At 52.8% G+C, this 24,336-nt stretch carries 21 protein-coding genes and 2 pseudogenes; 9 read left to right on the top strand and 14 right to left on the bottom strand.

The genetic code is table 11. The features are described 5' to 3' along the window. Nucleotides 1-167: 167 nt before the first annotated feature. From P8N76_12030 to P8N76_12010, 5 genes are all read right to left on the bottom strand, one after another. Nucleotides 168-1,784 (bottom strand): serine/threonine-protein kinase, encoded by a 1,617-nt coding sequence (locus P8N76_12030; GenBank protein MDG2382389.1) that lies wholly within the window; start codon nucleotides 1,782-1,784, stop codon nucleotides 168-170. 191 nt (nucleotides 1,785-1,975) lie between these two features. Continuing rightward, nucleotides 1,976-2,536, bottom strand: a complete 561-nt coding sequence (locus P8N76_12025; GenBank protein ID MDG2382388.1) for a hypothetical protein — start codon at nucleotides 2,534-2,536, stop codon at nucleotides 1,976-1,978. Nucleotides 2,537-2,665: 129 nt separating this feature from the next. Then, the gene (locus P8N76_12020) at nucleotides 2,666-3,346 is read right to left on the bottom strand and encodes a hypothetical protein (protein MDG2382387.1); all 681 of its coding nucleotides are present in this window, start codon (nucleotides 3,344-3,346) and stop codon (nucleotides 2,666-2,668) included. A 198-nt stretch (nucleotides 3,347-3,544) separates the two neighbouring features. Then, nucleotides 3,545-4,207, bottom strand: a complete 663-nt coding sequence (locus P8N76_12015) for a DUF1570 domain-containing protein (GenBank protein MDG2382386.1) — start codon at nucleotides 4,205-4,207, stop codon at nucleotides 3,545-3,547. A 223-nt stretch (nucleotides 4,208-4,430) separates the two neighbouring features. Continuing rightward, nucleotides 4,431-5,228 (bottom strand): hypothetical protein, encoded by a 798-nt coding sequence (locus P8N76_12010; protein ID MDG2382385.1) that lies wholly within the window; start codon nucleotides 5,226-5,228, stop codon nucleotides 4,431-4,433. Nucleotides 5,229-5,518: 290 nt separating this feature from the next. On the opposite strand from P8N76_12010, the gene P8N76_12005 reads away from it, so the two are divergent. Next, nucleotides 5,519-6,520 carry a ketoacyl-ACP synthase III gene (locus P8N76_12005; GenBank protein MDG2382384.1) on the top strand — a complete coding sequence of 334 codons (1,002 nt, stop codon included), beginning with the start codon at nucleotides 5,519-5,521 and terminating at the stop codon, nucleotides 6,518-6,520. Here P8N76_12005 and P8N76_12000 read toward each other — a convergent pair. From P8N76_12000 to P8N76_11965, 8 genes and pseudogenes are all read right to left on the bottom strand, one after another. Beyond that, nucleotides 6,517-7,071, bottom strand: a complete 555-nt coding sequence (locus P8N76_12000) for a YqgE/AlgH family protein (GenBank protein MDG2382383.1) — start codon at nucleotides 7,069-7,071, stop codon at nucleotides 6,517-6,519. The two genes, P8N76_12005 and P8N76_12000, sit on opposite strands and share 4 nt — an antisense overlap. A 157-nt stretch (nucleotides 7,072-7,228) precedes the next feature. Next, a complete protein-coding gene (locus tag P8N76_11995; protein MDG2382382.1) occupies nucleotides 7,229-8,326 on the bottom strand; it encodes a Xaa-Pro peptidase family protein in 1,098 nt (365 codons plus the stop codon). Between the two features lie 21 nt (nucleotides 8,327-8,347). Continuing rightward, complete coding sequence (locus P8N76_11990; GenBank protein ID MDG2382381.1) at nucleotides 8,348-9,781, bottom strand: DUF1501 domain-containing protein; 1,434 nt, start codon at nucleotides 9,779-9,781, stop codon at nucleotides 8,348-8,350. A gap of 4 nt (nucleotides 9,782-9,785) precedes the next feature. Further along, a complete protein-coding gene (locus tag P8N76_11985; GenBank protein ID MDG2382380.1) occupies nucleotides 9,786-12,140 on the bottom strand; it encodes a PSD1 and planctomycete cytochrome C domain-containing protein in 2,355 nt (784 codons plus the stop codon). A 2-nt stretch (nucleotides 12,141-12,142) separates the two neighbouring features. Further along, nucleotides 12,143-13,639, bottom strand: coding sequence for an arylsulfatase (locus tag P8N76_11980; GenBank protein ID MDG2382379.1), 1,497 nt, complete (start codon nucleotides 13,637-13,639; stop codon nucleotides 12,143-12,145). A gap of 85 nt (nucleotides 13,640-13,724) precedes the next feature. Continuing rightward, nucleotides 13,725-13,931 (bottom strand): annotated as a pseudogene (locus P8N76_11975) (DUF1501 domain-containing protein). 56 nt (nucleotides 13,932-13,987) lie between these two features. Then, nucleotides 13,988-14,236, bottom strand: a pseudogene (locus tag P8N76_11970) (hypothetical protein). 178 nt (nucleotides 14,237-14,414) lie between these two features. After that, nucleotides 14,415-15,209: a hypothetical protein gene (locus P8N76_11965; GenBank protein ID MDG2382378.1), complete on the bottom strand. Its 795-nt coding sequence runs from the start codon at nucleotides 15,207-15,209 to the stop codon at nucleotides 14,415-14,417. A gap of 424 nt (nucleotides 15,210-15,633) precedes the next feature. Between P8N76_11965 and P8N76_11960 the strand changes: the two genes are divergently transcribed. Beyond that, nucleotides 15,634-15,915 carry a carbon storage regulator gene (locus tag P8N76_11960; GenBank protein MDG2382377.1) on the top strand — a complete coding sequence of 94 codons (282 nt, stop codon included), beginning with the start codon at nucleotides 15,634-15,636 and terminating at the stop codon, nucleotides 15,913-15,915. A gap of 161 nt (nucleotides 15,916-16,076) precedes the next feature. On the opposite strand, the gene P8N76_11955 is transcribed toward P8N76_11960, so the two are convergent. Further along, complete coding sequence (locus P8N76_11955) at nucleotides 16,077-17,162, bottom strand: aminotransferase class V-fold PLP-dependent enzyme (protein ID MDG2382376.1); 1,086 nt, start codon at nucleotides 17,160-17,162, stop codon at nucleotides 16,077-16,079. Nucleotides 17,163-17,465: 303 nt separating this feature from the next. On the opposite strand from P8N76_11955, the gene P8N76_11950 reads away from it, so the two are divergent. The 7 genes from P8N76_11950 to P8N76_11920 form a co-directional block, all read left to right on the top strand. After that, nucleotides 17,466-18,557: a GTP-binding protein gene (locus P8N76_11950; protein ID MDG2382375.1), complete on the top strand. Its 1,092-nt coding sequence runs from the start codon at nucleotides 17,466-17,468 to the stop codon at nucleotides 18,555-18,557. 221 nt (nucleotides 18,558-18,778) lie between these two features. Next, on the top strand, nucleotides 18,779-19,519 hold the full coding sequence (locus P8N76_11945) for a HEAT repeat domain-containing protein (GenBank protein ID MDG2382374.1): 741 nt from the start codon (nucleotides 18,779-18,781) through the stop codon (nucleotides 19,517-19,519). Between the two features lie 472 nt (nucleotides 19,520-19,991). Beyond that, on the top strand, nucleotides 19,992-21,590 hold the full coding sequence (locus tag P8N76_11940) for a hypothetical protein (GenBank protein ID MDG2382373.1): 1,599 nt from the start codon (nucleotides 19,992-19,994) through the stop codon (nucleotides 21,588-21,590). Nucleotides 21,591-21,722: 132 nt separating this feature from the next. Then, on the top strand, nucleotides 21,723-22,658 hold the full coding sequence (locus P8N76_11935; protein ID MDG2382372.1) for a diadenylate cyclase: 936 nt from the start codon (nucleotides 21,723-21,725) through the stop codon (nucleotides 22,656-22,658). Beyond that, nucleotides 22,627-23,151, top strand: a complete 525-nt coding sequence (locus P8N76_11930) for a GNAT family N-acetyltransferase (GenBank protein MDG2382371.1) — start codon at nucleotides 22,627-22,629, stop codon at nucleotides 23,149-23,151. The genes P8N76_11935 and P8N76_11930 overlap by 32 nt, the downstream gene beginning before the upstream one ends. Nucleotides 23,152-23,672: 521 nt before the next feature. After that, nucleotides 23,673-23,843 carry a hypothetical protein gene (locus P8N76_11925; GenBank protein MDG2382370.1) on the top strand — a complete coding sequence of 57 codons (171 nt, stop codon included), beginning with the start codon at nucleotides 23,673-23,675 and terminating at the stop codon, nucleotides 23,841-23,843. 182 nt (nucleotides 23,844-24,025) lie between these two features. After that, the coding region (locus P8N76_11920) for a hypothetical protein (protein MDG2382369.1) at nucleotides 24,026-24,336 on the top strand (311 nt) is incomplete at its 3' end.

Genomic DNA, 24,336 nt, shown 5'->3' with positions numbered 1-24,336 from the left:
GGCGGTCGTTTTCAACCCTCATTCTGCCCAACGACGCACCGCGAAGAAAAAACGCTCGAACACGAGATAATTGATTCAATCGAGCTTCCCTTCCGAGCTTCGCCCAAAGCCCTCTGCGGGACAAGGCCGGCACGGATGTTTCAAGTGGCTAACGCCGTGGATCGCCTCTAAACAGCCCGCTCGCTTTCTAACCACCAAACAGAAGCGTCTCGTCGTGTCCATTGTCCGGCATCCTGACAGAAACCAAGAGCTTGCGCCAATTCGTCGACCGATTGGAAACGATCTGCCGGGTCTTTAGCTAAACAACGTAAGAGAACAGCTTCCAGGTCATCTGGGATTCCTTTCTGCAACGCAGAAGGGGGTGTCACCGGCTGATTCGCATGAGCGAAAATCACCTTTAATGGTTTGTCACCCTCAAAGGGTGGACGACCGGTCACCAAGTAGTAGCCGACAGCACCCAACGAATAAATGTCACTTCGAGCATCCACTTCGTCGGCTCCCAACCCCTGTTCTGGCGCCATGAACCGCGGCGAACCCGAGATCAGCCCATCGGCAGACAATTCGGCCGATGAATTGCTGATTAATGGCTTGGCGAGTCCAAAATCGAGTAATTTCGCCACGTCGTAAACCCCGCCACGTTCGGCGGCAAAAATGTTGGCCGGTTTAAGGTCTCGGTGAATCAATGCCTGCCCATGAGCTTCGGCGAGCGCATCGCAAGTTTGCACCAACAGATGAATCGCACGCGAGGCGGGCAAGGGCCCATGCTTTTCTACCAAATGCTGTAAACTCATGCCTGGCAAGTATTCCATGACATAATAAAACGTCCCGTCGTTAGTCCGCCCGTAATCGTAGATGTCAACGCTGTTGCAATGCGACAGCTTCGAGATCGCCTGCACTTCACGCTCGAAACGAGCCAGCGAACGAGGATCGCCAGCCCGGTCCGATTGAATCACCTTGACTGCACAGGGTCGACGCATTAGCTGGTGCTCTGCCAGATAAACGTCTCCCATTCCGCCTCGCCCAATAAGTCTTCTCAAATGGTATTGCCCCAGCTGTCGAGCCTCGAATGCTTCGTACCGTAGCAGTCGGAGTGTTCGTACGCCCACCACAGCAATCACCGCACCCAACAGAAGAGAAAAGAGTTGGTTCGTGACGTAAGTCGAGCCTCCGTTTTGAGCCTGTTGACAGAATGGATCGGTTGCCAACAACCAGACAATAAGACCACTCGGGGCAACGACCATGACACCCAACACACACGACGCAATCCTCCAACGATTCGGGACAAGAAATGCGTAGGTAAACATCAGAAGCAGCCAGCTACTGACAACCGATGGCAGGAACCCCTGTCGGGCAGATGCGGTCATCTCAGCGTATTGCAAACAGAATAAAAATATGGCCGGTAACCCAAAAATCAAAATCTCTTTTACCCTCAAGCTGACCATCGACACGGAGCAAGAGCGACACAAGGTCAAACCAAGGGCACCTAACATCACCGTCACAAGACCGTGGAAAACCCCAAAAGAGAGGGAGCTGTTTTGACTGCCTGGCCAAAGGAGATTTCGGGCGAGAAAAATTCCAAACTCAAAAAACATCACGAAAGCGGCTAGACGCAGACGGCACTGCCGTTGATGTTGAATCTCGCCAGAAATTGCAGGCCCCGAACCGTCAATGAGAGCCACACGACGATCCAACGCTTCACTTTCATATCGTCCAGGCGAATCGATCGTGACGTCGTGTTCGTCGTGTTCGTCGTACGTGAACGAGACTCTGTTTGGATCATCCATTCAATCAACCTCGCCTGGGCAGTCAATCCGCTCCCTACGACTACCAACACGGGAAGGTTCATCCTATTTGAATGAGTCGATCACCTTTGTCGATTGCTGTTTTTTTCCAAAGCAGCAATCGCCAGTAAGCCACTGCCCCGCCATCCACTGATGGTGGGACCGCAGGAGACGCCCAAAATCCACCAAGATAGCTAGGCTGCCTTTCGTTCGCCGCGACCCGCGGTGTCGGCTAAACGTTGAATTTCATCCGGCAAGACAGGCCGATAGCTGTTTTGGTTCGCAGAATCCGGCGAGGATTGAATGAAAAGAGAAGCTTTCTCAGTCAGCATGCGCGGGACGTAGTACCAGGCGGCTTCAAGACTCCGACTCATACGATGGGAAATGATCAACAATTGCGTCCCGCCCAAATGATTCGCATAGCGGGAGAGCGCACCGGTCGGTTCGCCTGGAATCAGACGAACGCTAGCACCCATTTGCGCCAACGATTGATGCGTCCCCTTCAACGTCATGACTGCTTCATCGGCTTCACGGGCCTCGAAGAGGTCGATTCCGGTGTAACGCACCTCGTATTCGCCATTTGACGCGATTTGTGCCATCCTGATCAGTCGTTGCGATCGTTCGACATCGCGGAGCCCAATCTCGACCAGCTTTGAGATTCGCTGTTTTTTCACGACCCGGAATAACGCACGATCGCACTTGGGCTGTGAAAACCAAGTTAAATAAATCGAATCGAAAATATTCCTAGCCGACACGGCGCGTTTCCTTTGCATTTGATGACCGACACGTCCGTAGATCTATGTCGGCAAAAAAAAAGCCGCAAATCGAGAAGAAGCGAGGTGCCTGCCTTAGTTTGCCTGCTTTGCCTCGGCGCCGATGGGCGATCAAGCTGCCTTCGGCTTATCCCGCATCGACCTCGAAAGGGCCGACAACGAGGCAATCGGCACGTCACCCCAATCCGAAGCGGCGAGCGTGTCAGTTTCCGCGAGGCAGATTGTCTTCCATCCCAGTCGTCGGGCCAGCCAAAATGTCTGATTTCGTCGGGCCGCCAGAAATGTGCATCGTTCCGGACCAATGCCCGAGCAGTTTTGAATACTCATCATTGCTCGCGGATGGGGCAGTCGGAACCCGCACCCCCAATAATCTGGAAAAACAATGCGGTCGACCAAGCTCTCCAGCCGCAAACTCAAACACTTGGCCTTCTGTTCGACAAACGGCCCGTCTGCCAGCATTGTCAGCACGACCACCTGCCGTAACTCTTCCAACGCACGAACCGTTTCCGACGGCAGGAGAGCGGCAGGCTGAGAACGAATGAAACAGGTCGCAAACTCGGCAACCAACGCCTCCGAAGGCTCGCTGACAAACCGCGACAAAAGGGAGTGAAAGAAGGGAACAATTTGCCCCACCGTCGCAAGCTCCCAGCAATGATCTTGAAAGCCGAGAAGCCCGAGGCGTTCTTGGGCCAACCGATCAACGGCCGTGAAACCATTCTCTTGGAAATCGCTGCTCAGGCCGAGCGTTTCTTCCAATTCGAAGACGACGATTCGATGCGCATTTCGCCCCATGACGAATTCCTGCCTGCTTAATAAACCCGCTTTAATTCCGTTCGTCAGACAGGAATTTCGTCAGACAGGAATAATAAAGCGAAATGCAACTTTTGCTTTTTGACAGCCAGTTACTCTATGCACTTTCTGTTATCGAAAGTTTCACTCGATGTCCAGATCAATCTCCCGGGCAGGAAACGCTATCGACTTGGCATGACATCATTGAAAGTGCTCAACGAAACGTTGATTCAGGTGAGGGAGCTTGCGACCGAGCCGATCAGATAAACGGCCGGGTGGAACATGATTTTGGATATCCAGCAGATAGCTTCTCAACTCGGTTCGCACCGCATCAGGTCCATGGAGCATGAAGTGTACCCAAGCCCAGGCGTCTCGATAGTCGTCTCTTTTCATTTCCGAGAGCTCACTAAGCTGCTCGAGCCGCCGCAGATCAGGCACTTGTTTCAGTCGCATCCGCCAACGTACACTTCGGGCGTGCGGGTTCCGCTCCAAACGATCGTCCGCTGGAACCTCGAAGTATTCAGCCAAGCCTTCATCGAGCCAGAGCGGCACCATCGGCAAGAAGGAATGCAAGATCGCGTGGGTTGACTCGTGCCGCACGTCGACCGCAAATTCTTCACTCCGATAGGCAAAAACCATTCCGGGGCCACGTTCCTTGATAAACAACGCACGACGACCAGGAACTCCAGGGAAATGGTGGCCCATATATTTTTCGTAAATCTTTTCATCTGAGAAGAGATAGAGATAGACTTCATCTCGTGCCGGCTGCAGGCGTAAGCGACGAGGGATCTCAGCTTGGAGAACGGAAATCTCTTGCAGGAGCTGCTGATAGGGCTCCAGCGAAAAATTTGCGTGATACAACATTGGCCCGACTCGTTGTCGATCGGGCCAATGTGATTGAGCTGTAACAGGGCACGAGACTGCTAGCAGAACGAGCAACGTCGTGGTTCTCAGAAGGAGAACAATCGTCAGGCGACCAGGATTGAGCACTTGGCCAGGGCAGTTACGAATCCGTTTGGCAAAGCACATGGCATTCCTAGGCGGTCATTTTCGAAGTGGTCGTCATTGACCAATCACATACAGGCAATCAGGTGGAACGAGCCAGTCCAAACCAACGTCGACGAGAACGATTTTTGGGTTGTCGGCCAGCCTGCACAACCTCCCCGTCAAAGATCCGACGAGGATTAATGCAGCACAGTTGGGCGGCAGATTCCTCACCGATCAGCGAAACAATCTTGTCATAGGCACGGCTCATTTTCGGACGTCGCGCGTTGACCCCGTGTGCATCCGTGGCAACCAAGTGAATAAGGCCATCGCGCAACATCGATTCAGAAAGATGTGCCGCCTGCGGCCCAAAAGCTCCCGTCACACTTCCAGCGGTCAATTGCATCAGGCAACCAGCATCGACGAGTCCGGATACAACAGTCGGATTCGCCACAATCCCTTGATTTCGTTCGGGATGCGACAGAACTCCGGTCAGCCCTTGACGTTGAAGACGTGCAAGCAGAGGTTCGAGCGGAAAATACAACTCGTGCGGTAACTCGAGCAGCACGTACTGTTTTCGATCGGCTAGCGTCAATACACAATCATCATCGAGACGTTCGGCGATATCAGGTTCGATGCGCACATCACCACCCACGGCAAGATCCAGCTCAATCTGAGCCTCTTGCAAGCGTCTCCGAAACTCACTTGCCTGCTGCCGAATACGAGCGGCCGTATTCTGACGATAGCCGCCCAGTTGATGAGGTGTGAGAATTGAATGAGTGATCCCATCGTCAACGGCGATCCGCGCCATCTGCAGGGCTTCACTCCAATTATCAGCGCCATCATCTAGCTCAGGAAGCAAATGGCAATGAATATCGACAAAAGCTGCGTGTCTTTCCAAATCGCCACCAATGGAAGCTCGAAACAGACAGGTAGGAACGCTCGGGCCGATATCGGCAGATTCCGCCCTATCATGCTATGGGATTACCTCGCGGGCGAAGTGTATCGACGCGCCCGGATCCGGGTCAAGAGATGCTTGTGGACGTCGATTAGCGTATCGGTCTATTCAAAATTAGCTACAATAGGGCCTTTCGCTTCCAATGACGGATCAACGTGCGGCCTGTTTTCGATCAGCGAAGTCGATTTGCCGCATCATAGATATCGTGTTTTAACTTAGCGGCATTATCTGACGTGCAATACGCTTCAATCGGCCCAATCGCTGTCCATTTCCCCTCGCGGGTAGAAACGAATGAACAGCTGGCAAGTGAGTTTCCCGAATGGAATTTGGACTTAATCTATACGAAAACGGGAATTGCTCAACGATACATCGCTGCTGACGACGAATGTGCGTCCGACTTGGGTGTCAAAGCCGCCCAAAAGCTCATGGAAGAGCAAAACATCGATCCGAGTTCGATCGACTTTTTGCTGCTTTGCACCCAAACTCCCGACTACCCGCTGCCAACGACCGCCTGTTTGATGCAAGAGCGACTTGGCCTCCCGAAGCAGACAGGCGCGATGGATTTCAATCTCGGCTGCTCCGGATTTGTTTACGGCACGGCAATCGCTGACGGTCTGATTCGAACCGGCGCTGTGAAACGCGTTCTGCTGATCACCGCGGAAACCTATTCCAAATACATCGTTCGAAACGATCGCAGTCTACGCACAATTTTCAGCGACGCGGCCGCAGCCACCCTGATTGAGGCTTGCGACGAACCAACGCTCACCGGCTTTCAATTTGGAACGGACGGATCGGGAGCTGACACTTTGCTGGTGACTGAAGGGGGCGCACGTCCTCCCGAAGACGCGCACCGCCCGCGTCATCGCAAACGATGGGACAGTGCGTTGTATATGGACGGCCCGAGCCTGATGAATTTCACGATCGGAGCCGTTCCGCAGGTGATCACCGATATCCTGGCAAGTGCGCAGCTATCCCGAGACGAAGTCGAACTTTATTTGCTGCATCAGGCTACGCTAAAGATGCTGCAGCAGCTTCAGCAGCGACTTCAACTCGATGATCAGCAGATGCCAATCTGCCTGGAGAATTGCGGAAACACGGTTAGCTCGACACTGCCCATTTTAATCTCTGACTTGCGTCGCCAAAACAGAATCCGATCCCAACAGCACAACATCCTGATTGGATTTGGTGTTGGCTGGTCCTGGGCAGGATGTATCTGGACGCCCAGAGAAACCTAATTGCAGGTTGGATCAGACGGGATGTGTTTGAGACCGAGAGCAGATCGCGTGATCTCTTCACCGATCGAGCTCGTCACGGTGTCCCAGAGCGTCTCTTCTTCGATTTCAAAGATGTGACGAGCGTCAGCTTTCATTGTCAGCCATCCTCCCACTCGCATCTCTTGATCTAACTGCCCGCTGCCCCAACCCGAGTAACCACTAAAGATCCTGCAGATCGAATCATCACGGGCCACCAACGCTTCTAAAACATCCCGTTCCGTGGAAAAGAAAACGCCAGGCACCACTTCGTATCCTTCCAAGTCTGACTCCACGTGCAAGACCATTAAGGGTCCCTCGACAGGCCCTCCGACTCGCAATTGGTCTCGCATCACACATTTTGAATCACAAGCAGACTGCCAAACGTCCTCTAAACGACTCGTTCCAACTCGGTTGAGGACAAGCCCCAACGCACCATCCGATTCATGTTCAACGATCAACACAACCGACCGATAGAAATTTGGATCTGGTAGATGCGGCGACGCAATTAACAGTTGACCATCCAGCGAATTCATGGATTTGCTCCTCCGATGCCAAACATGTCTTCGACAGCGTGAAACTCAATCTATTCGATCCCCTGCCTGCGGTCGAACCCCTGGTAGAATTTTCCTCAAAAAAGCAGACCCACCGCATCGTCTGAGATCATCTTTTCGTCTCCGTATTCTGAGAATTCTAAAGCTTTAATTCACGTGGACAGTGACTCAGTTTTTCAACACCCGATTGGGTCACGACATAATCGTCCTCAACGCGAATCCCTGCTTCAAGCTGAGGATCATACAAACCGGGCTCAGCCGTAAACACATCTCCCTCTTCAAAGGTGTCATCCCAATTTGGATTTAGATGCGGTGACTCGTGGGGAAACAGGCCAATCCCGTGGCCCAAATGATGGTTAAAGGCACCGACTGGACTCGCGTCAAGGATCTCCTGCGCTTCCTGAAACAGCTCTCTTGCGCTTTTGCCAGGTCGTACAACCTGTTGAACATGCTGCAAAACCTGCTGGCAATATTCAAAGGCCTGGCATTGTGAATCAGTAGGTGATGTCACAGCAATGGTGCGCGCGTTGTCAGCAAAGTAGCCGCGATACGCCGGACCAAGATCGAGAATATAAAGTTCTCCCGCTTGCGCGGGTCGATCACGAGGTGGTCCCCCCCGCGCTCCACATCGATAATCATTCCCTGTTCCCGTCAATGGCTCACCGAACTCGCGTACGGCGGCTGACTGCAATTCGTTGAACACATCAATTTCATTCACGCCAGGTCGGATCATCTCCCGGGCCTTTTGATACATCCGGTCGGTGCCACGAATGGCCATGCGAAGACGAGCGAGTTCATCGGGATCTTTTCGTCGTCTCAACTGCCAAAGGTAAGGCTCGATGTCAAAACCCAACCCTTCCCAAGAAAAGTAGCTGGTAAAACAGCTAAACTCGTATCCCAAACGTCGTACACGGGACATCTCGAGCACATCCTGGAGGATCTGCGTCGATTCGTGACGCTGGTCATTTCGCAACGTCGAATGCCATTGAGCCTCGTAACCGATCAACTCATCTGCCGCATGAACTTCGGGCAGGCGGCGTTCGGGGGCTACCAACGTCACCCGACCATCCGCTGCCAGGGCAACCGCCGGCTGAAACATCCAACCAAATCGCGGCCCCACTAGATACTGAACGTGCTCGATCATCGTCACGATTACCAAGTCGACTTGGTGTTGATGCATCACATTCAGTAATCGTTGCTGCCGACCTCGACAGGCCGCCACATCGATATCTAACATCCTCGGACCTCTTGCTCGATTTCAGGCAAGGATTGGGTTGATCACCTCGCCGTGGACATCGGTCAAACGAAAATCGCGTCCTTGATGGCGAACGGTGAGTCGCAGGTGATCGATTCCTAACAATCGCAACATCGTCGCATGCAGATCATGTACATGCACACGATTTTCAGCCGCATGGTACCCCAGTTCGTCCGTGGCGCCATAGGTCATCCCTCCCTTGATTCCCCCCCCCGCCATCCACATCGAAAACGCACGAATGTGGTGATCGCGTCCAGGCTGCTCGCCTTTCCCCTGAAACATGGGTGTACGACCAAACTCACCGCCCCACACAATCAACGTATCCTCCAACAACCCTCGACGTTTGAGATCTCGCACTAACGCAGCACTTGGGCCATCGCAGAGCCCGCTGCAGGTTTTCATGTAGCGGACAAGATCCCCATGATGATCCCAACCTCGATGATAAAGTTGAACGAAGCGGACACCGCGTTCGACAAGTCGGCGAGCGAGTAAACAGTTCGAAGCATAACTACCGTCCGCTCCTTCCGTCCCATACATCTTGAGCGTGTCGGCAGATTCATCGGAAAAATCCATTAAATCAGGCACACTGGCCTGCATGCGAAAAGCCAATTCATACTGTCGAATTCGTGTGGCAATCTCCGGGTCACGAACCAACTGATTGCGCATCCGATCCAACTCGGAGACTCCCTGCACGATACCACGTTGCTGCTGATCAGAGACACCCGCGGGCGATCGAATGTAGTGGACCGGATCACCATTCGCATAGAACTCAACACCCTGAAATCGGCTAGGCAAGAAGCCACTGTGCCATTGCCGCGACGCGATCGGCTGGGGATTACGGCCCCCAATACTGGTCAAGACAACGAACGAAGGCAAATCGCGATTTGCTGTCCCTAGACCGTAGGAAACCCAACTGCCCATGCTCGGCCGCCCAGAAACCGAAGTTCCCGTGTTCATCACAGTGTGGGCTGGATCATGATTGATCTGCGTCGTGTGCAAGGATCGAATGATGCAGATATCATCTGCAATGGACTGAATTCCAGGCAACACATCAGAAATTTCCTGACCACTCTGACCGACACGTGAAAAAGAAAATTGAGGGCCCAAACATTTAAGCTGTTGCCCCTGCAACTGGGCGATCGGTTGGCCCTGCGTGAAGGATGACGGCATCGGCTGACCATCCATTTTGGCCAACGCAGGTTTGTAGTCAAAGGTTTCTAAATGGGATGGACCGCCCGCCATACAGAGAAAAATCACTCGCTTAGCGCGGGCAGGAAAATGCAGCGGCTTAACCACTCCTTCTGACATTTCACCAGCTCTGGCTTGCGTTCCCTGAGCTCCGAGCAGTTCAGCCAAGGCAACGGCACCGAGCCCCCATGACGACTGAGTCAAGAAACTCCGTCGAGCAAGGATATCTTTTTGATTGTCATGAGACATAGCTTTAGTTCCTTGTCAGTGTCTCACCAAGGTTCAGTATTGTGCGAGCAACCGCAGTCCAGGCCGCTATTTCGATCTGCTGCACCGGCTCAATCTCTGCCGGCACCAGTTCCGCTGCTGCTGCCGGATGTTGTTGATAATAATCCCGATTTTCCCCGAGCACTCGCCTCAGAATTTTCGTCTCCTCCGGAAGAGGCTTTCGAGAGAGAGCCTCTTGCCACATCCAGGCGATTCGGTGAAGTTCACGTTGATCGCTCACCGAATCGCCAACATCTCTTTGCCTCAAGGCACAGACGGCAAAACCAACCGCGGCCTCCACCAAACAGGGGTCATTCAAAAGCGTCAACGCTGCTTGCGGCGTATTGCTTTGACTACGTTGTGGCGTGCATTCTTCACGAGAGGGCGCATCAAATGCCTTCAACATCGGATGCAAAAACTGTCGCTGCCAGTGCATATAGACTCCGCGACGATATTGACTGGAGTTCTGGTCGGGCTCGTAACGGCGCGGGGGAAAATTCAAATGCGCATAATAACCGATAGGCTGCAGTGGCCTGGCGGAGGCTAGTTGATCGTCGAGTACTAACAGGTCACTGACTGACAAGAGTGTGTCTCGAACCAGTTCTGCCGAGAGGCGAAAACGCTCAGCCCTCGTAAAAAATCGATTATCAGGGTCGTGTGCAAGCATCGCAACTGTCGGCACCGAGCTTTGCCGATAAGTCTTAGAGAGCACGATCTGACGGACGAGATGCTTAACATCCCAGCCACTCTGGACAAACTCCGTCGAAAGCCAATCCAGCAAATCTGGATGGGTCGGCCATTCACCCTGCGATCCCAAGTCCTCCAGATCTCGCGAAATCCCAACACCAAATAACAAGCTCCAAATTCGATTTACAAATACTCGAGCGGTCAACGGATGATTGATACTGGTTAACCACCGTGCCAAGTCAAGCCGCGTCGCTCGCCGTTCCAAACGGGGCAGGTCAGGTAGCGCCACGGGAACTCCCGGAGCCACTACTTCTCCAGCATCATCCATCCAATCTCCGCGATCTAAAACGCGAATGACTCGAGGTTCGATCGCCTTGGTTACCATCGTTCGCGTGCCACGAGATTGCAATTGCTCCAGCGTTTCTTGCAGTTCGGCCAGCCGTTCATCCGCCCCATCGTCCGCGGTCTTTAAAAGCTCAATTCGTCGCAACAGATGATTCGAACGCTTACGATCCACGCGTGATAGGACGGTCAATTCGGGCAAGCGTTGCGTGGGCGTAGAATTGGATCCTCGAAATGTTTGCAGGTCATCGACGTCAGCAAAGAATGCAGCCAATCGATAGAAGTCTCGCTGCGGAAATCGATCAAATTTATGATCGTGACACTCAGCACATCCCAGCGTCGCACCCATCCAAGCCGCCGACACATTCCGCACTCGATCCGCTGCATACTTCGCCAGATACTCTGCTTGCTGAACACCCCCTTCGTGGCTCGTTTGCAGCAAACGATTGTAACCGGTCGCGACCAGTTGATCCTGGGTCGGATTCGGCAGTAGATCACCGGCAAGTTGTTCGATTGTAAACTGATCAAAGGCGAGATTTTCGTTAAACGAAGCAATCACATAATCGCGATACGGATCAATCGCATGCTCTTGATCTCCGTGGTAGCCAACCGAATTGGCAAACCGGACTAGATCAAGCCAATAGATTGCCATCCGCTCACCAAAACGCGGAGAGGCAAGTAACCTTTCGACAACCTGCTCGTAGGCTTGCGGATCTTGATTGGCAACAAAAGTGGCAACCACTTCAGGCTCAGGTGGCAGGCCGATCAGATCAAAATAGAGGCGACGGAGCAACGTAACACGATCCGCCATTTCGGATGAAGCGAGACGATTCTGTTCTTGCCGAGCGAGGACAAATCGATCGATCGAATTCGCACACCAATCAATCGCTTGAACAGTCGGAAGTGCAGGGCGTTGAGGCGGTGTCAATGACCAATGAACGTCGTATTCAGCACCTGCTTGCAGCCAACTTCTCACGCGAGTCAATTCCTCCGCTTGTAAACGTGGCTTGTTCGACTCGGCTGGTGGCATTCGATAATCATCGTCCCCACTCGTGATCCGTTGCCACAATTCACTCTCGTCCACGTCCAGCGAGAAAACGCCCGCAGCCATGGCGGCTTGTCGATCATCCAGACGCAAATCGGCTTCACGCGCCTCGGCATCCGGACCGTGACAACTGAAGCATCGATCTGCGAGTAGCGGACGAATATCTCGATTAAATTTCGGCTTCACAACTTGTTCAGCAATGACTGGAAACGCAAAAAGCCAGCCTAACAGCAGAGAAGCCAAAGCTCGATTCGAGCAACCCAGCATGATTATTTCCTCTTCCGATCGGTCGCGCCGACCCGGGCTCTGTTCTTTGCCGGTGAGCCCTTGGGTTTTGGAAATTGCCAACGGTCCGATGCTTGATACTCGGCGGTCATTTTTTGTTTCAATCGCTCAACCACCTCCGGAGACTGATCGGCGAGATTCGTGGTCTCCCCAAGATCTTTCGACAAATCATAAAGGCGCACCGGAGTCTGGAAAGGCTGTTGGATTACTTTCCATTTCCCCTCCCGCATCGCTTGAGCACCCCCGCCCTCGTAGAAGGCCCAATAAAGATGTTCGTGATCGGGTTGACTCGATTCCTGCTTCATGGCCGGAACGAAAGAAATCCCATCGATCTCTTGTGTAATTCCTTCCTCACCACCGGCCAGTTCCGCAAGAGTCGGAAGCACATCTTGAAAACCGCCAATCCAGTCATTCTCTGTTCCCGGCGTCAAGTGCCCCGGCCAGCGGACAATCAACGGAACACGAATTCCACCTTCAAACAAAGAGCGCTTGATCCCGCGCAATTCACCATTCGAATTGTGAAAATCTGGATCGTTTCCGCCCTCTCGGTGCGGTCCGTTATCAGAAGTAAAAAAGACGATCGTGTTTTGATCGATCCCCAATTCCTTCAATTTATCTAGCAAACTGCCGATATCGCGATCCATGCGGGTGATCATAGCCGCATGCCCCTTTTGAGGTTCAGGCCAGTCCATCGCGGCGTAGGGCCCCAAATCGGGTACTTCCATTCCCGCTTTCCTCGCTTCGTTGTTCGCGTGAGGAATGGTGAGAGCCAGGTAGAGAAAGAAGGGACCGTCCTTGTGATTTTCTACGAACTGCAATGCTTCGACTGCCATCAGATCATGGCTATACACTTGCTTTTGCTTTGCGACACCTTGCCCCCATCGCCCTTCGTTGGGAACCACATTCGGTAACGAGACTCGTTCTTCGTTGCGGACAAGGAAAGACGGATAAAAGTTATGCGCGTGGTGTTGATCGAGATAGCCGAAGAAGTAATCAAAGCCTTTGCGTGTCGGTAGTCCGGTCGATCCTTCGTGGCCAAGTCCCCATTTCCCTATCAAGCCCGTTTGATAGCCCGCCTGATGCAAAACCTCAGCGACGGTTAAGTCATCAGGTCGCAAGTTGTCCTTTCCATTGCCACGAATAAAGCATCGCCCCGTGTGCAAACCCGTCATCAACACGCAACGGGAAGGAGCACAAACGGTGGAACCAGCGTAGAACTGTGTGAATCGCATTCCCTCTCGCGCCAATTCATCCAACCTGGGTGTTTGAATGACTGACTGCCCATATGATCCCAGATCACCGTAACCCAAATCGTCAGCCATGATAAAAATGATGTTGGGTGGATTCTCTGCCGCAACAACTTCGGCAGCCAACCAAGCCCAACTGAAGAGCAGCAACAAAAGGCAATTCCACCGCAAATCAACGAGCGGACAAGATTCCAGTCGCAAAATTTTGCTGCCTGCCATACGCCATTTTTTCATTTCAGTTTTCTCGTCTTATTCCAGAGGAAACAATTGCCGTGTTTCGAACAAGCCCGCTACCAACCACGTTCATGGTGAATCCTGACTAGGAGAGAATCTCATGGATCACATGTCCACCGACATCAGTCAACCTCATGTCACGGCTACTAAATCGAAAAGTGTTTCGTTCATGATCAATCCCCAACAGGTGCAACATCGTGGCGTGCAGGTCATGAATCTCAAGCTTTCCCTGGACGGCCTTGTACCCCCACTCATCTGTACCCCCGTAGGAAGCTCCGCCCTCGATCCCACCGTTCCAGCGTTTTTGACTTCTACTGGAGAGAGCTTTCTTCGAGAAGGCATCTCAAATGATTCGTATCGAACGGCCGAAATTAACAGACTCTCGTCAACATTCCCCGGCACAACCGCTGGACCCGAATCGCCACCCGACAGAATGTCAGCTCCGTTGTCGAGATAGAGATTCGCGTGCAATTTTTCCGACTGCCCACTGTGACATTCGTAACAATGTTGCACCAACAAGGGACGCACCTTGCGCTCGAAAAACTCCCTACGTTGGGCCGTGACTGCCGATTCCTGAGCCGCACCCAGCGAACTCATTATCATGACCAACAAACAACCGCTGATCAAAAACTTCCAACGCGGAGGGCAAAGGGCCATTAAATGCACCCGTTCACTGAAGGATTGCGATTGGCAAATCGCGATAAGGCAGAGAATCACAACGTCCATAATCTGCTCCATTATAGCAAATTACGCGTTCAGCGATGTCAAAATGATGCTACGGCTGAGAATTCGACGCGTCCGACTTTCGACGAGATTTTGCGTGGACTCGGGCGACGTCCCACATGTAGTTGTCATTTCGATGTTTTTGGGCGGCTGTCTCAAGATATTTTCGCGACTGATCGAGTTCACCTTTCGATTCGTGATACAACCCCAGGTAGAGGTTCGCGTACATCAATCGATCGTTCAGCTGCTGAGGCGTTGGATTTCCTCGCCGTGCGGCCCGCATCACATCCTCTGGTTTGCCCTCGCCACGAAACAGACGATAAATGTCCATCATCGGAATTCTCGCGTCAAATTCGATCGGCAGCATCTTGGACTGAGCCTGTTCAAATCCAATTGAGGGAGCCAGACAGACAACGTGCCAAACTGCATTCTCCACGTCATTGCCGTGGTAAGTTTGGTAAGCACGAAACTGATCAGCACCTGCTTGAAATTGCTTCGCGTAGTAGCAGGCAATGCCTCGCTCCCATAAACGCGACGCGACCGCCGGACGCAGGATTCGATATCGGTCAAAATCGGCCACCGATTTTTGAAATTCACCAAGCCTTAACCGCTCACGTCCTCTGAGATAAAAAGCGATTGGGTCGGCTGCGCCGGTTTCGATCGCTTTCGTTGCCCAATCAACCGCCTCCTGTGATTGTCTCGCTTTGGCGGCGTCGGCCGCTCGCGTTAAAGCTTTCTGAGCATTGGAAGAGCCCCCCCGAATCGTGGCCTCATCGCCCGCTGCAGACAAAGAAAGGAAACTCAAAATAACACAGGTGGCGATCGCCGGACTCATGCGTCTTGTCATGCGGAAATCCTGTTAGTCAAAGGCATCCGACCCACGCGGACTTAACCCCGTAAACATCGGAATCTCGAGTAATCGATCGGCTCGATCCGTCCGCTCAGCGCTCGCTATCAGGGATAAAAGCCGTTCATGGCGACTGCGGGAGACACCTCCCAATCTCAAACTGAGACAAACTGTCGCTTTTTACTGCATTGTTGTTACACGGCGTCTGGATAGCAAGCACCATGCTAGCGTGCGAAAAATAGATTTTTTTTTGGCGGATTTCGCGGGATATTGACGCGGTTTCTCTAGGCGTGACCAAACGTGGCACGTTGTTTGCGAAAACACTTAAGCCGGCAGGGCGTTCGACACCAATCCAAAAGCTGTTGACGAGCCGGCATGACGAGGTTTCTTTTCTTCCCACGAGGATCATGGAGGAGGACAAAAAATGCTAGTACTAAGTCGAAAATCTGGTCAAGAGTTGGTCATCGGTGACAACGTTCGGATCACCGTCAACCGCGTCAGTGGCAATCGAGTCACGCTGGGCATTAGTGCTCCAGAAGAGGTTCGAATCGTCCGCGGAGAACTCGAACCCATCATGAAGTCTTTCGAGGTCGAAGTACCAATCGAAGACGCGGAGAGCGAAGAATCCGTAGCCACTTCTGTCGCTGCCCCTTGGGTAGCTCATGAAGGCGAGCTGCACGATCCGATGCCTCGCCAACTCCATTAGACGTCGCATGTCGCCGCACGGAAAAAGCCGCTACTCACGTGGGATCTGGTACGAGTGATCACTCATCTTCCCAAACAGTGAAGTAGCCCAAGAGCCGAGGATCGTGCGGCGACGCAATGAGTGTGTTCCACGAATGTCACTCGCTCAACCGTCTCTCTCAGTCAGCGATCCATCGCTAGGATGATCGCGTCGCGAATCGTTTTGGCCAACTCGCAGACGTGGTCGTCGTCACCCAACAAGTCGGCATGGTGCAAGAGTAGTGTGCAATCCGCCGCGATCTTGCTATTTTCCAAGTTGCCAACCGATCGACAGCGGCGGCTTGATCGACGGTAGAAGCCGCGAAATCCAGCGCCGACGGATACCCCCATCTGGCTGAGCAGCGAAATAAGCTCCTCTCGAGAAGCCGTTGGCTGGGAGAGATTGGTAACGAACCAACCGAGTTTAAAGAAAGCTGGCAGGAGGTCGTCGGTGCAACCGTTAGGCGTCCTCCACGGTAAATCTTGTAAATGAGTGCGTAGATACTGTACATTCAGCCAGCGCTTTTGATTTCGGAAATCGAGTTTTGTGAGTTGGGGTCGTAAGACGGCAGCTTGCAGTTCGCTCAGCGGATAGGCTTCATTGCCCCGTTCGTTATTGATTCGCACTCGCTGGGCAACTGCGGGAGAGTCGGTGAGCACAGCGCCCCCTCGCCCAGCCGTAATCAACTTGCTGCCACCAAAGCTCAATACACCCACATCACCAATCGTGCCAGCACGTCTTTCGCCAATCTGAGCACCCACCACCTGGCAGGCGTCTTCGATCAACCCGATCCCCAATCGTTGACAAACATTAGCAATTTCTTCTATCGGGGCGATATCGCCATGAAGGTGAGAGGCAATCACGGCCTTGGTCTGCGTGGTAACCGCTTCTTGAATTGAGTCGGCCGATAGAGTCCAACGTCCCTTTTCTAGATCAACGAGAACGGGCCGAGCACCAAGATTCTCAATCGCGCGAAAATTCCCAGGAAAATCATAACCGGCTAAAATCACTTCATCCGACCGAGTAACTCCCAAGCCCCGCAATGCGAGTTCAACCGCAATCGTTCCCGAAGAGCACAACAAGGCATGCTGGACACCGTGATACTCCGCCAAATCCCCTGCCAATCCTTCACATTCAGCACCGTGGTAACGGCCCCAGTCACCCGACGCAAAAGCTCTTTTTAACGCCTCAAGCACCTCAAGGTCGTTAATCGGCCAACCAGATGACATGAATCGTTTGCTCATTTTACCTCACGGTCGAGGAAGCGGGTCAGTGCCGAAATCAGCAGAAGTCAAGGATTCGAAGCTTTCGGAACGGTTTCATAAAGGGTCAACATCCTGCGCCGTCAATACACCATTCTTCGGGCGGAGGATTTCGAACGGCCTCTACGATCAACTCTCTAATTTAAACCAACCTGTTAAGGTCATCCTACACCTCGACGAACAAGTCGAACCCTTCTATTCTAACAATGAGGGCTGGTTCTCAGCATGGCCTATTTGACCAGTGTGTCTGGAAAGTTTCGGGAAATCTCAATGTCGCGCACCAAGTTCATCATGATTGGCGGGTTCCTTGGAGCTGGTAAAACCACAGCGATTGCTCGACTCGCCAAACATTACACCGCGCAAGGGCAAAAGGTCGGCCTCATTACAAATGACCAAGCCAATGGCCTCGTCGACACCCAGGCCTTGCGTGCCCAAGGATTCCATGTAGGGGAGGTACCCGGCGCTTGTTTCTGCTGTAAATTTGATGACCTCCTATCCACGATCGACGGCCTCAAAAAAGAGCATCACCCCGACATCGTAATTACAGAGCCCGTCGGTAGCTGCACCGACTTGGTCGCGACAGTGATTGAACCCTTGCGCCGTTTCCACGATGGCAATTACCAGATTGCGCCGTTGACGGTTTTACTAAAGCCAGAACACGGTGCAAAAATTCTGAGTGGCGATGGAGCATCGGGTTTTTCGCCTCAGGCCGCTTATATCTTCCTGAAACAAATGGAAGAGGCAGACCTGATCGCGATCAACAAGATTGACAAACTGTCGGAGGATCAAAAACAGCAGCTCAAGCGACAAGTCGAACAACGGTTCCCAGATAAAACAGTTACGATGGTCAGTGGAAAAGATGGCACTGGATTCGATCGTCTCACTCAAACGCTCGAAGAAAGCAGTCCACTACGCAAACGGATGATGGACGTGGACTATCAACGCTACGCAGAAGGCGAAGCGGAACTTGGCTGGCTCAATGCGTCCTACGAACTAACTGCAAAAAATCAAGACAGTTTCTCCATCGACCGCGTCGTTGTCGAGCTGATGCAAACCATTCGAGACAACTTGTTGGCAACCGGCGCGGAACCGGCTCACCTAAAGATTCTATGTCAGTCAAACGACAAATTTGCCGTTTCTAATCTCGTGGGGTCGGATGTCGATGTTGAACTTTCCATCGCATCTCATGCCTCAGTCCCGACTGCCACGTTGTTCGTCAATGCACGAGCTGTCGTCACCCCCAATCAACTCGAAGCAAGCATCAGTGACAGCGTAGCAACACTAGCAGAAGTCACCCCTACTCGGATCAGCCTCCAGAGCTTTTCTCCAGCTGCCCCCGTTCCCACCCATCGCGTTCAATAAAAGTCTGGCATCAGCACCCTAACTTCTCCCCGCAAACACACTCAACGCAACGCGACTTGAAATCGCTCTATCCAGATTTGATTCGGTTTGCTACAGTTCCCGCCGAAATTCCATCTATTCACACAACCGCGAGCGACTTTTGCGGGCAAGTTTGTGGCAAGTAAACCACAAGCTCAGATCGCATAGATCAAACGCCTCTCCGCTGAGACACTGAATTGACCATGTTGCGGGAACGAATTACCAAACACGTCAAATACGGCTCACTTCAGCTCGCCTTCTGTGCCATCCTGACGCTCATTGGGATTGTCGGGTGTGCCACGGATCGATTCAGCTGGCGTTCCCCCTTCAGCTTTTCCGAAGCTCCACTTCCGGGCAGCGACCAGGCTTCCATTTCAGCCAAAATCGAGCGGCTGGAAGGCTTGAAAAAGCGAGTCAGCCGAATGGAACCCGCTGAACAAAGCGAAATCGCAAGGACGATCTCTTCAGCGTATAACAAGGAACCTGAACCGGCTGTCCGCCACGCCATTGCAAAGACACTCGGACTATTTTCAACCCCGGCTGCGATTCCCGGCTTGGAAGCTGCACTCGAAGATGCAAACCCAGACATTCGCATTGAAGCGATTCGGTCACTAGGACGCATCGGATCACCGCAAGCCTTGCAACTCTTGATCGGCGTTAATCGCAGCGATTTAAATCTCGACGTCCGACAAGCTGCAACGCAGGAACTCGGTCAGTTCGAGAGCCTTGAAGCAACCGCCGCACTCGGGCAGGCCCTCGATGATGCCGATCCGGCAATTCAATATCTCGCCATGCAATCACTGCGAAAAAATACCGGTAAAAACCTGGGAAATGACGTCCGACTCTGGAAACAACTCGTGAACAGCACAGCAGCCCCAACCACGACAGAACCAGAAGACGAAAATCCCGAATCAATCGCCGGAAGATCACGTGAACTCCAGTAGCCGCCCGCCAGCTCAGATCACAAGATTTAGGGTCGGTCACGGACTAACTGCCGACCGGCAACCAGCCCCCCAACAGACTATTCAGTCCCCCCCCCCCGACTCCGCAGCGCTTCTTAATTCTGTTTTCGATAAATATCAGTCAGTTTTTCTCAAAGCACGCAACTGGTCGATGCCCAATAAATCCGATAGCACCCGAATTCTTTAGAGCAAGAAGGTCGGCTGATTCTTGATTGGGTTTGTGGAATGTAACGGCTAGAGCTTTCTACCCGTCGGTGCAGCCGACAGAAACTGTCCATCCGCTCGTTCCACATCGAAACCAATCGCGGATCCGCCAACGGCTATCAACTGATCGAGGAACAAGTCCGATACCACAGCAACACGCCGTTGGGTCCACAACGCCCACGGGAGCAAGCAAACTGGCGCATTGTCAAACCATCCCCCCTATCTCCCACGCCCGCCCAGATCGTTAACCATGACGCAGCTTACATCGACCTTCATCCAGACTCTCAACATGAAAACCTGGACGTACGCTATTTGCGCGTCCATCGGCCTACTGGCGTCCTCAGCCTGTTTCGCGGAAGAGTCTACCCGCTCGCTAGATATCGTTGGCTTTCTCTGGTTTTCCCCAGAAACAGCCGACCTCCAAACCCACATCTCAAAAGCCACAGCAATCACTTCGGTAGCCTCGCATTCGCAAGAAATTGCGAAAAGCACGCCGAAAACGGATGAGCTGGAAGCAGTCTTCGGTGATGTGCTGAAAGAAATTGGCTTTTTGACCAATCAAGAATCAGCTGATGTCAGCACTGACAGCGAGCAACTCAGCACCGAGCAACTCAGCACCGAGCAAATCAGCACCGAGCAAATCAGCACCGAGCAAATCAGCACCGAGCAAATCAGCACCGAGCAAATCAGCACCGAAAACTCGATTCAAACTGCGGAGCAGCTCACTGCGAAACCCCAACCTTTAGTACCCCGCAAAATCGCTGACAGATTGAGCAACTTGGCAGCAACCACTTCAGAAGACACGCAGCCCCCAGCCCGTGTGATTCCAGCCCGTGTTGCGAATTTGCGTCGCCCCATCGAAAATTGTCTTCGCGTCTATGAGCCGAAAATGCTGAATAGCGGCGAACACAGCTGCTGGTCAATGATGCACTCCTTCCTCGGCTGGGGTGTCGACTCACAGATTCGTATCGGCAGTGAGCGGGGAAAACGAACCGGCGTTCTCAAGTGGCTCTGCAGCAACCAATCCTGCGCAGGAAGGCGACTGTTTTACGTTTCCGATGGACGCATCAAGGGCCGTGAGGGCCCCGGCTATCAAGGCCATTCAGGGCAATTCCTGGCGATGGCAGCTCAGACCGATACCCCACGAGAATATGCGATTCGGGCCCAAGGTCACGACTTCACGATTGAACAGCTTGTCAAAGAAGAGCAACTAACTTGCCGAGAACCGATGGAGCTTACTTTCAAGCTGATTGGGCTCTCACACTACCTCAGCACCGACGCCAAGTGGAAGAATGAACGAGGTGAAAAGTGGGACCTTCCTCGTTTGATTCGGGCAGAGTTAGCTCAGCCGGTCAATGGTGCCGCCTGTGGTGGAACCCATCGCATTATGGGCCTGTCTTACGCCGTCAAAAAGCGAAAAGAGGCTCAAAAACCAGTCGAGGGGCAATGGTGGCGAGCTGAAAAATTCGTAAACGAGTACTACAAGTATGCCATGTCACTCCAAAATCGCGACGGCAGCTTCAGCAGCGATTGGTTCAAGCGCCGAAGCGACTGGGGAGGGAACGACCGAAAACTACAAACCACCGGGCACATTCTTGAGTGGATCGTGTTCGCGTCGACCGACGAGCAGTTAGTTGACGACCGCATCACCCGATCGGTGGCATTCCTAACCAACCTGATGGTGCAACATCGCTACCATGATTGGGAATATGGGCCAAAAGGGCACGCTGTCCGCGCACTGCGTCTCTACCACGAGCGAGTATTCGAGACGAATTGGAAACAACCGGCAACTCTTGTTCGCCGCGGAAACGAGCCGACTCCGTCCCGTCGTTTTCGACAACGGCGTTAGCTCCTGTGCTCGTGCTCTTATTGTTTTCGTCTCCGAAATAGTTCGGGTTGCGAGCGGGCCGCAAACAGTCTACGATTCGGTCATCGTGTTAGCTCATCTTTTGTTGCCTCTTTGCCTGATTGCATCTCGCGCATGACTGCACAAAAGTCGCTGGAACCCGTTGATCCAATCTATGAACTCGCAGTCCAATTGGCCAAGTCCATCGAGGCTGACGCGATTCTCTTGCTGGTGGAGTTACCCGCCAATCTGGAAGGTCTTCGAAAGCAAGTGGGCAAGCGTCGAAAGCTAATTATTGCGGGCGATACGGACGCAGAACTGGCTACTGCGAAGGAGCTAGAGCTAGAAACGGTTCAGCTGAACATGCCAGGAGCTGCGGTGTACGATAAGCTTACGCACGCTTTGCTCAGTGCTGTAGCCAACGAACAACTGGCACCCGGCGCCGATGTAATCGCCTTATACAGCGGATTCGAGGCTGGACGGGTCGATTCGATGAGCCACATCCGACTCGACGAACATCTGGGGCGGCTGACGGCCCGCGACCTGCGCAAGCTGGGCACAAATGTACCTCTTGAAACGCTCAAGACCGTGATGGACTTGGCAGTCGAGATTGGACGGGAAGGGCGAGAAGGAAAGCCCGTCGGTACAATCCTGGTGGTGGGTGACAGTCGTAACGTAATAAAAAGCAGCGAGCCATTGGGCTTCGATCCGGTCAAAGGATACAATCGCAGCGACCGCAATATCCAAGATCATCGCGTGCGAGAGGCGATTAAGGAAATCGCTCCGCTAGACGGTGCGGTAATTGTAGCCGCCGATGGAACCATCGATGCAGCATGCCGTTACTTGAATGCCACTGCGGCAAACGTCACGCTGTCCAAGGGCCTGGGTGCGCGACACTGGGCCGCAGCAGCAATTACCAAAAAAACAAAAGCTGTTGCCGTCACGGTCAGTGAATCCAATGGAACGGTTCGCCTATTCCATAAAGGCGAGGTTCTGTTAAGAGTGGAACCGTTTCGACGCGCCATGAAATGGAAAGACTTTGAGTACGAACCCCCCCTCAACGAAGAGTAACGGCGAACAATTCGCAGAGGTCAACATTCTGCGAGCAAATCTCGACAAAGCCGAACATCAGTCGTGGTTCCTTGATTTGCTGGATGCGTACATGCGACATCCGATGGGCGACAGTCGTCCCATACCAGCTGAAAATCGGGAAAGACTCGTTCACGACCTGCACAAGAACGAGGCGAGTCAAATTTTTTTCGCGATCGCCCCAGACCAAGCCGTGGGGATGGCCGTCTGCTTTGTAGGTTATTCAACCTTCTATGCTCGGCCACTCGTCAACATCCACGATCTGTTTGTGCAAGAACCCTATCGCGGCAGTGGTGTCGGCCTGCAATTACTTCAAGCCGTGGAGTCTTTGGCCGTTGAACTCGGCTGTTGCAAAATGACGCTCGAAGTTCGAGACGATAACACGCGAGCTCAAGATGTTTACCGTCGTTATGGATTTGACAGCGGCACACCCCCATTCGAGTTCTGGACCAAGCGATTAACCTCGACCTCTTAAAGGGAGTTGCGCCATGGCAACAAATGAAGCGGGGGAATTTAAGATGCAATGAGGGGCTTATTAAGCCCCCCCAAAAATCGGCCTCTCGAAGCTTCGAAAGGCCTTTCGCATTTGACAATCGAATCGAATGCTAAATTAGCCATGACGACGGCGAGTGAGGCCGACTAGGCTAACGAGAGCCAGAACGATGCTGGACGGCTCGGGCACAGCTGCAACCGCGACTTTCGGGCCGGCGTCATAGCTACCATCGGCGAAAGCGGCCCCCAAGTCACCACTCAAGAAGACGCCATTACCATCCCAGTTGTCTTCTCTTGCTGTGTGAAGGGCGGCGGGCTTTTTTCAGTTAGGCAGAGCTAATGCATAAACGATTTAAATACGTGGTCATCAGGCCACCAACTCGACCTAGATATTCAAAGTGATCGTTGGCCATTACCACGGGGTCAACGATTGCTTCCCACCGGACGGCTGTAGAATTGCTACTTCAAACTTTCAGCTGTTCGGCTTTGATAAAGGGGCAGCAAATGAAAACCGAACTCAAATATTACAGCCGCCTGGACGAGCACGCTGAACCAATCATCGTCGAAGACAAATCATTTCGACTGTTGGCACTACTGCTCACATCTGCTGGATTCTCGCCCCTTGGAATCGAATATGATCAATCGACCCACCGGAAAGATATGATCTCAATTTAGACGGAAACCGCCTCGCAAGACGGCGATTGACGCACCCTTCCACGAAAAAAGGGGGGGGGGAATCAGGTTTTTAATGATTGTTTGCGTTGTAACGGCTGTCTAGAATTAAATTTCATTATTCCCCCGCTCCCGTCCCAAATTCCTGATTGGCGTTTGTTGGCTCGTCGATGAAAGGCTTTCCGATGCTGTTTTCTCGATTTGTCCTTTTGGCCTCTGTCGGCTTCTTGACGCTTCTCATCAGTCAGCAAGCCGATGCGAGCCTGATGGTGACGGTAGGCAATATCAATAACGCCGCCGATGACACCGGTTATGGTGCGGTCGGTTATGAATACCAGATCAGTGCCACCGAGGTCACCAACAGCGAGTACGCAACGTTTCTGAATGCTGTGGCCGCCACCGATACCTACAGCCTTTACAACTCAGATATGTCGTGGGTTAGGGGTGGCATCAGCCGAACCGGACCGTCCGGTAAGTGTGGGGTGTGGCGCGAGTG

The sequence above is a fragment of the Pirellulaceae bacterium genome (genome assembly GCA_029243025.1).
In the GTDB taxonomy this organism is placed as follows: Bacteria; Planctomycetota; Planctomycetia; order Pirellulales; family Pirellulaceae.
The sequence above is the reverse complement of the archived record's forward strand: the minus strand, read 5'-3'. Positions and strand labels throughout refer to the sequence as shown.

Excerpts from the sequence above, each read along its gene's own strand:
- P8N76_11990 (MDG2382381.1), bottom strand. The coding sequence starts at position 9,781 with ATGTCTCATGACAATCAAAAAGATATCCTTGCTCGACGGAGTTTCTTG.
- P8N76_12030 (MDG2382389.1), bottom strand. The coding sequence starts at position 1,784 with ATGGATGATCCAAACAGAGTCTCGTTCACGTACGACGAACACGACGAA.
- P8N76_11935 (MDG2382372.1), top strand. The coding sequence starts at position 21,723 with ATGACTGCACAAAAGTCGCTGGAACCCGTTGATCCAATCTATGAACTC.
- P8N76_11965 (MDG2382378.1), bottom strand. The coding sequence starts at position 15,209 with ATGACAAGACGCATGAGTCCGGCGATCGCCACCTGTGTTATTTTGAGT.
- P8N76_11955 (MDG2382376.1), bottom strand. The coding sequence starts at position 17,162 with ATGTCATCTGGTTGGCCGATTAACGACCTTGAGGTGCTTGAGGCGTTA.
- P8N76_11985 (MDG2382380.1), bottom strand. The coding sequence starts at position 12,140 with ATGCTGGGTTGCTCGAATCGAGCTTTGGCTTCTCTGCTGTTAGGCTGG.
- P8N76_12015 (MDG2382386.1), bottom strand. The coding sequence starts at position 4,207 with ATGTTGTATCACGCAAATTTTTCGCTGGAGCCCTATCAGCAGCTCCTG.
- P8N76_11925 (MDG2382370.1), top strand. The coding sequence starts at position 23,673 with ATGAAAACCGAACTCAAATATTACAGCCGCCTGGACGAGCACGCTGAA.
- P8N76_11945 (MDG2382374.1), top strand. The coding sequence starts at position 18,779 with ATGTTGCGGGAACGAATTACCAAACACGTCAAATACGGCTCACTTCAG.
- P8N76_11950 (MDG2382375.1), top strand. The coding sequence starts at position 17,466 with ATGTCGCGCACCAAGTTCATCATGATTGGCGGGTTCCTTGGAGCTGGT.
- P8N76_12020 (MDG2382387.1), bottom strand. The coding sequence starts at position 3,346 with ATGGGGCGAAATGCGCATCGAATCGTCGTCTTCGAATTGGAAGAAACG.
- P8N76_11940 (MDG2382373.1), top strand. The coding sequence starts at position 19,992 with ATGACGCAGCTTACATCGACCTTCATCCAGACTCTCAACATGAAAACC.
- P8N76_12000 (MDG2382383.1), bottom strand. The coding sequence starts at position 7,071 with ATGAATTCGCTGGATGGTCAACTGTTAATTGCGTCGCCGCATCTACCA.
- P8N76_11980 (MDG2382379.1), bottom strand. The coding sequence starts at position 13,639 with ATGAAAAAATGGCGTATGGCAGGCAGCAAAATTTTGCGACTGGAATCT.
- P8N76_11995 (MDG2382382.1), bottom strand. The coding sequence starts at position 8,326 with ATGTTAGATATCGATGTGGCGGCCTGTCGAGGTCGGCAGCAACGATTA.
- P8N76_11960 (MDG2382377.1), top strand. The coding sequence starts at position 15,634 with ATGCTAGTACTAAGTCGAAAATCTGGTCAAGAGTTGGTCATCGGTGAC.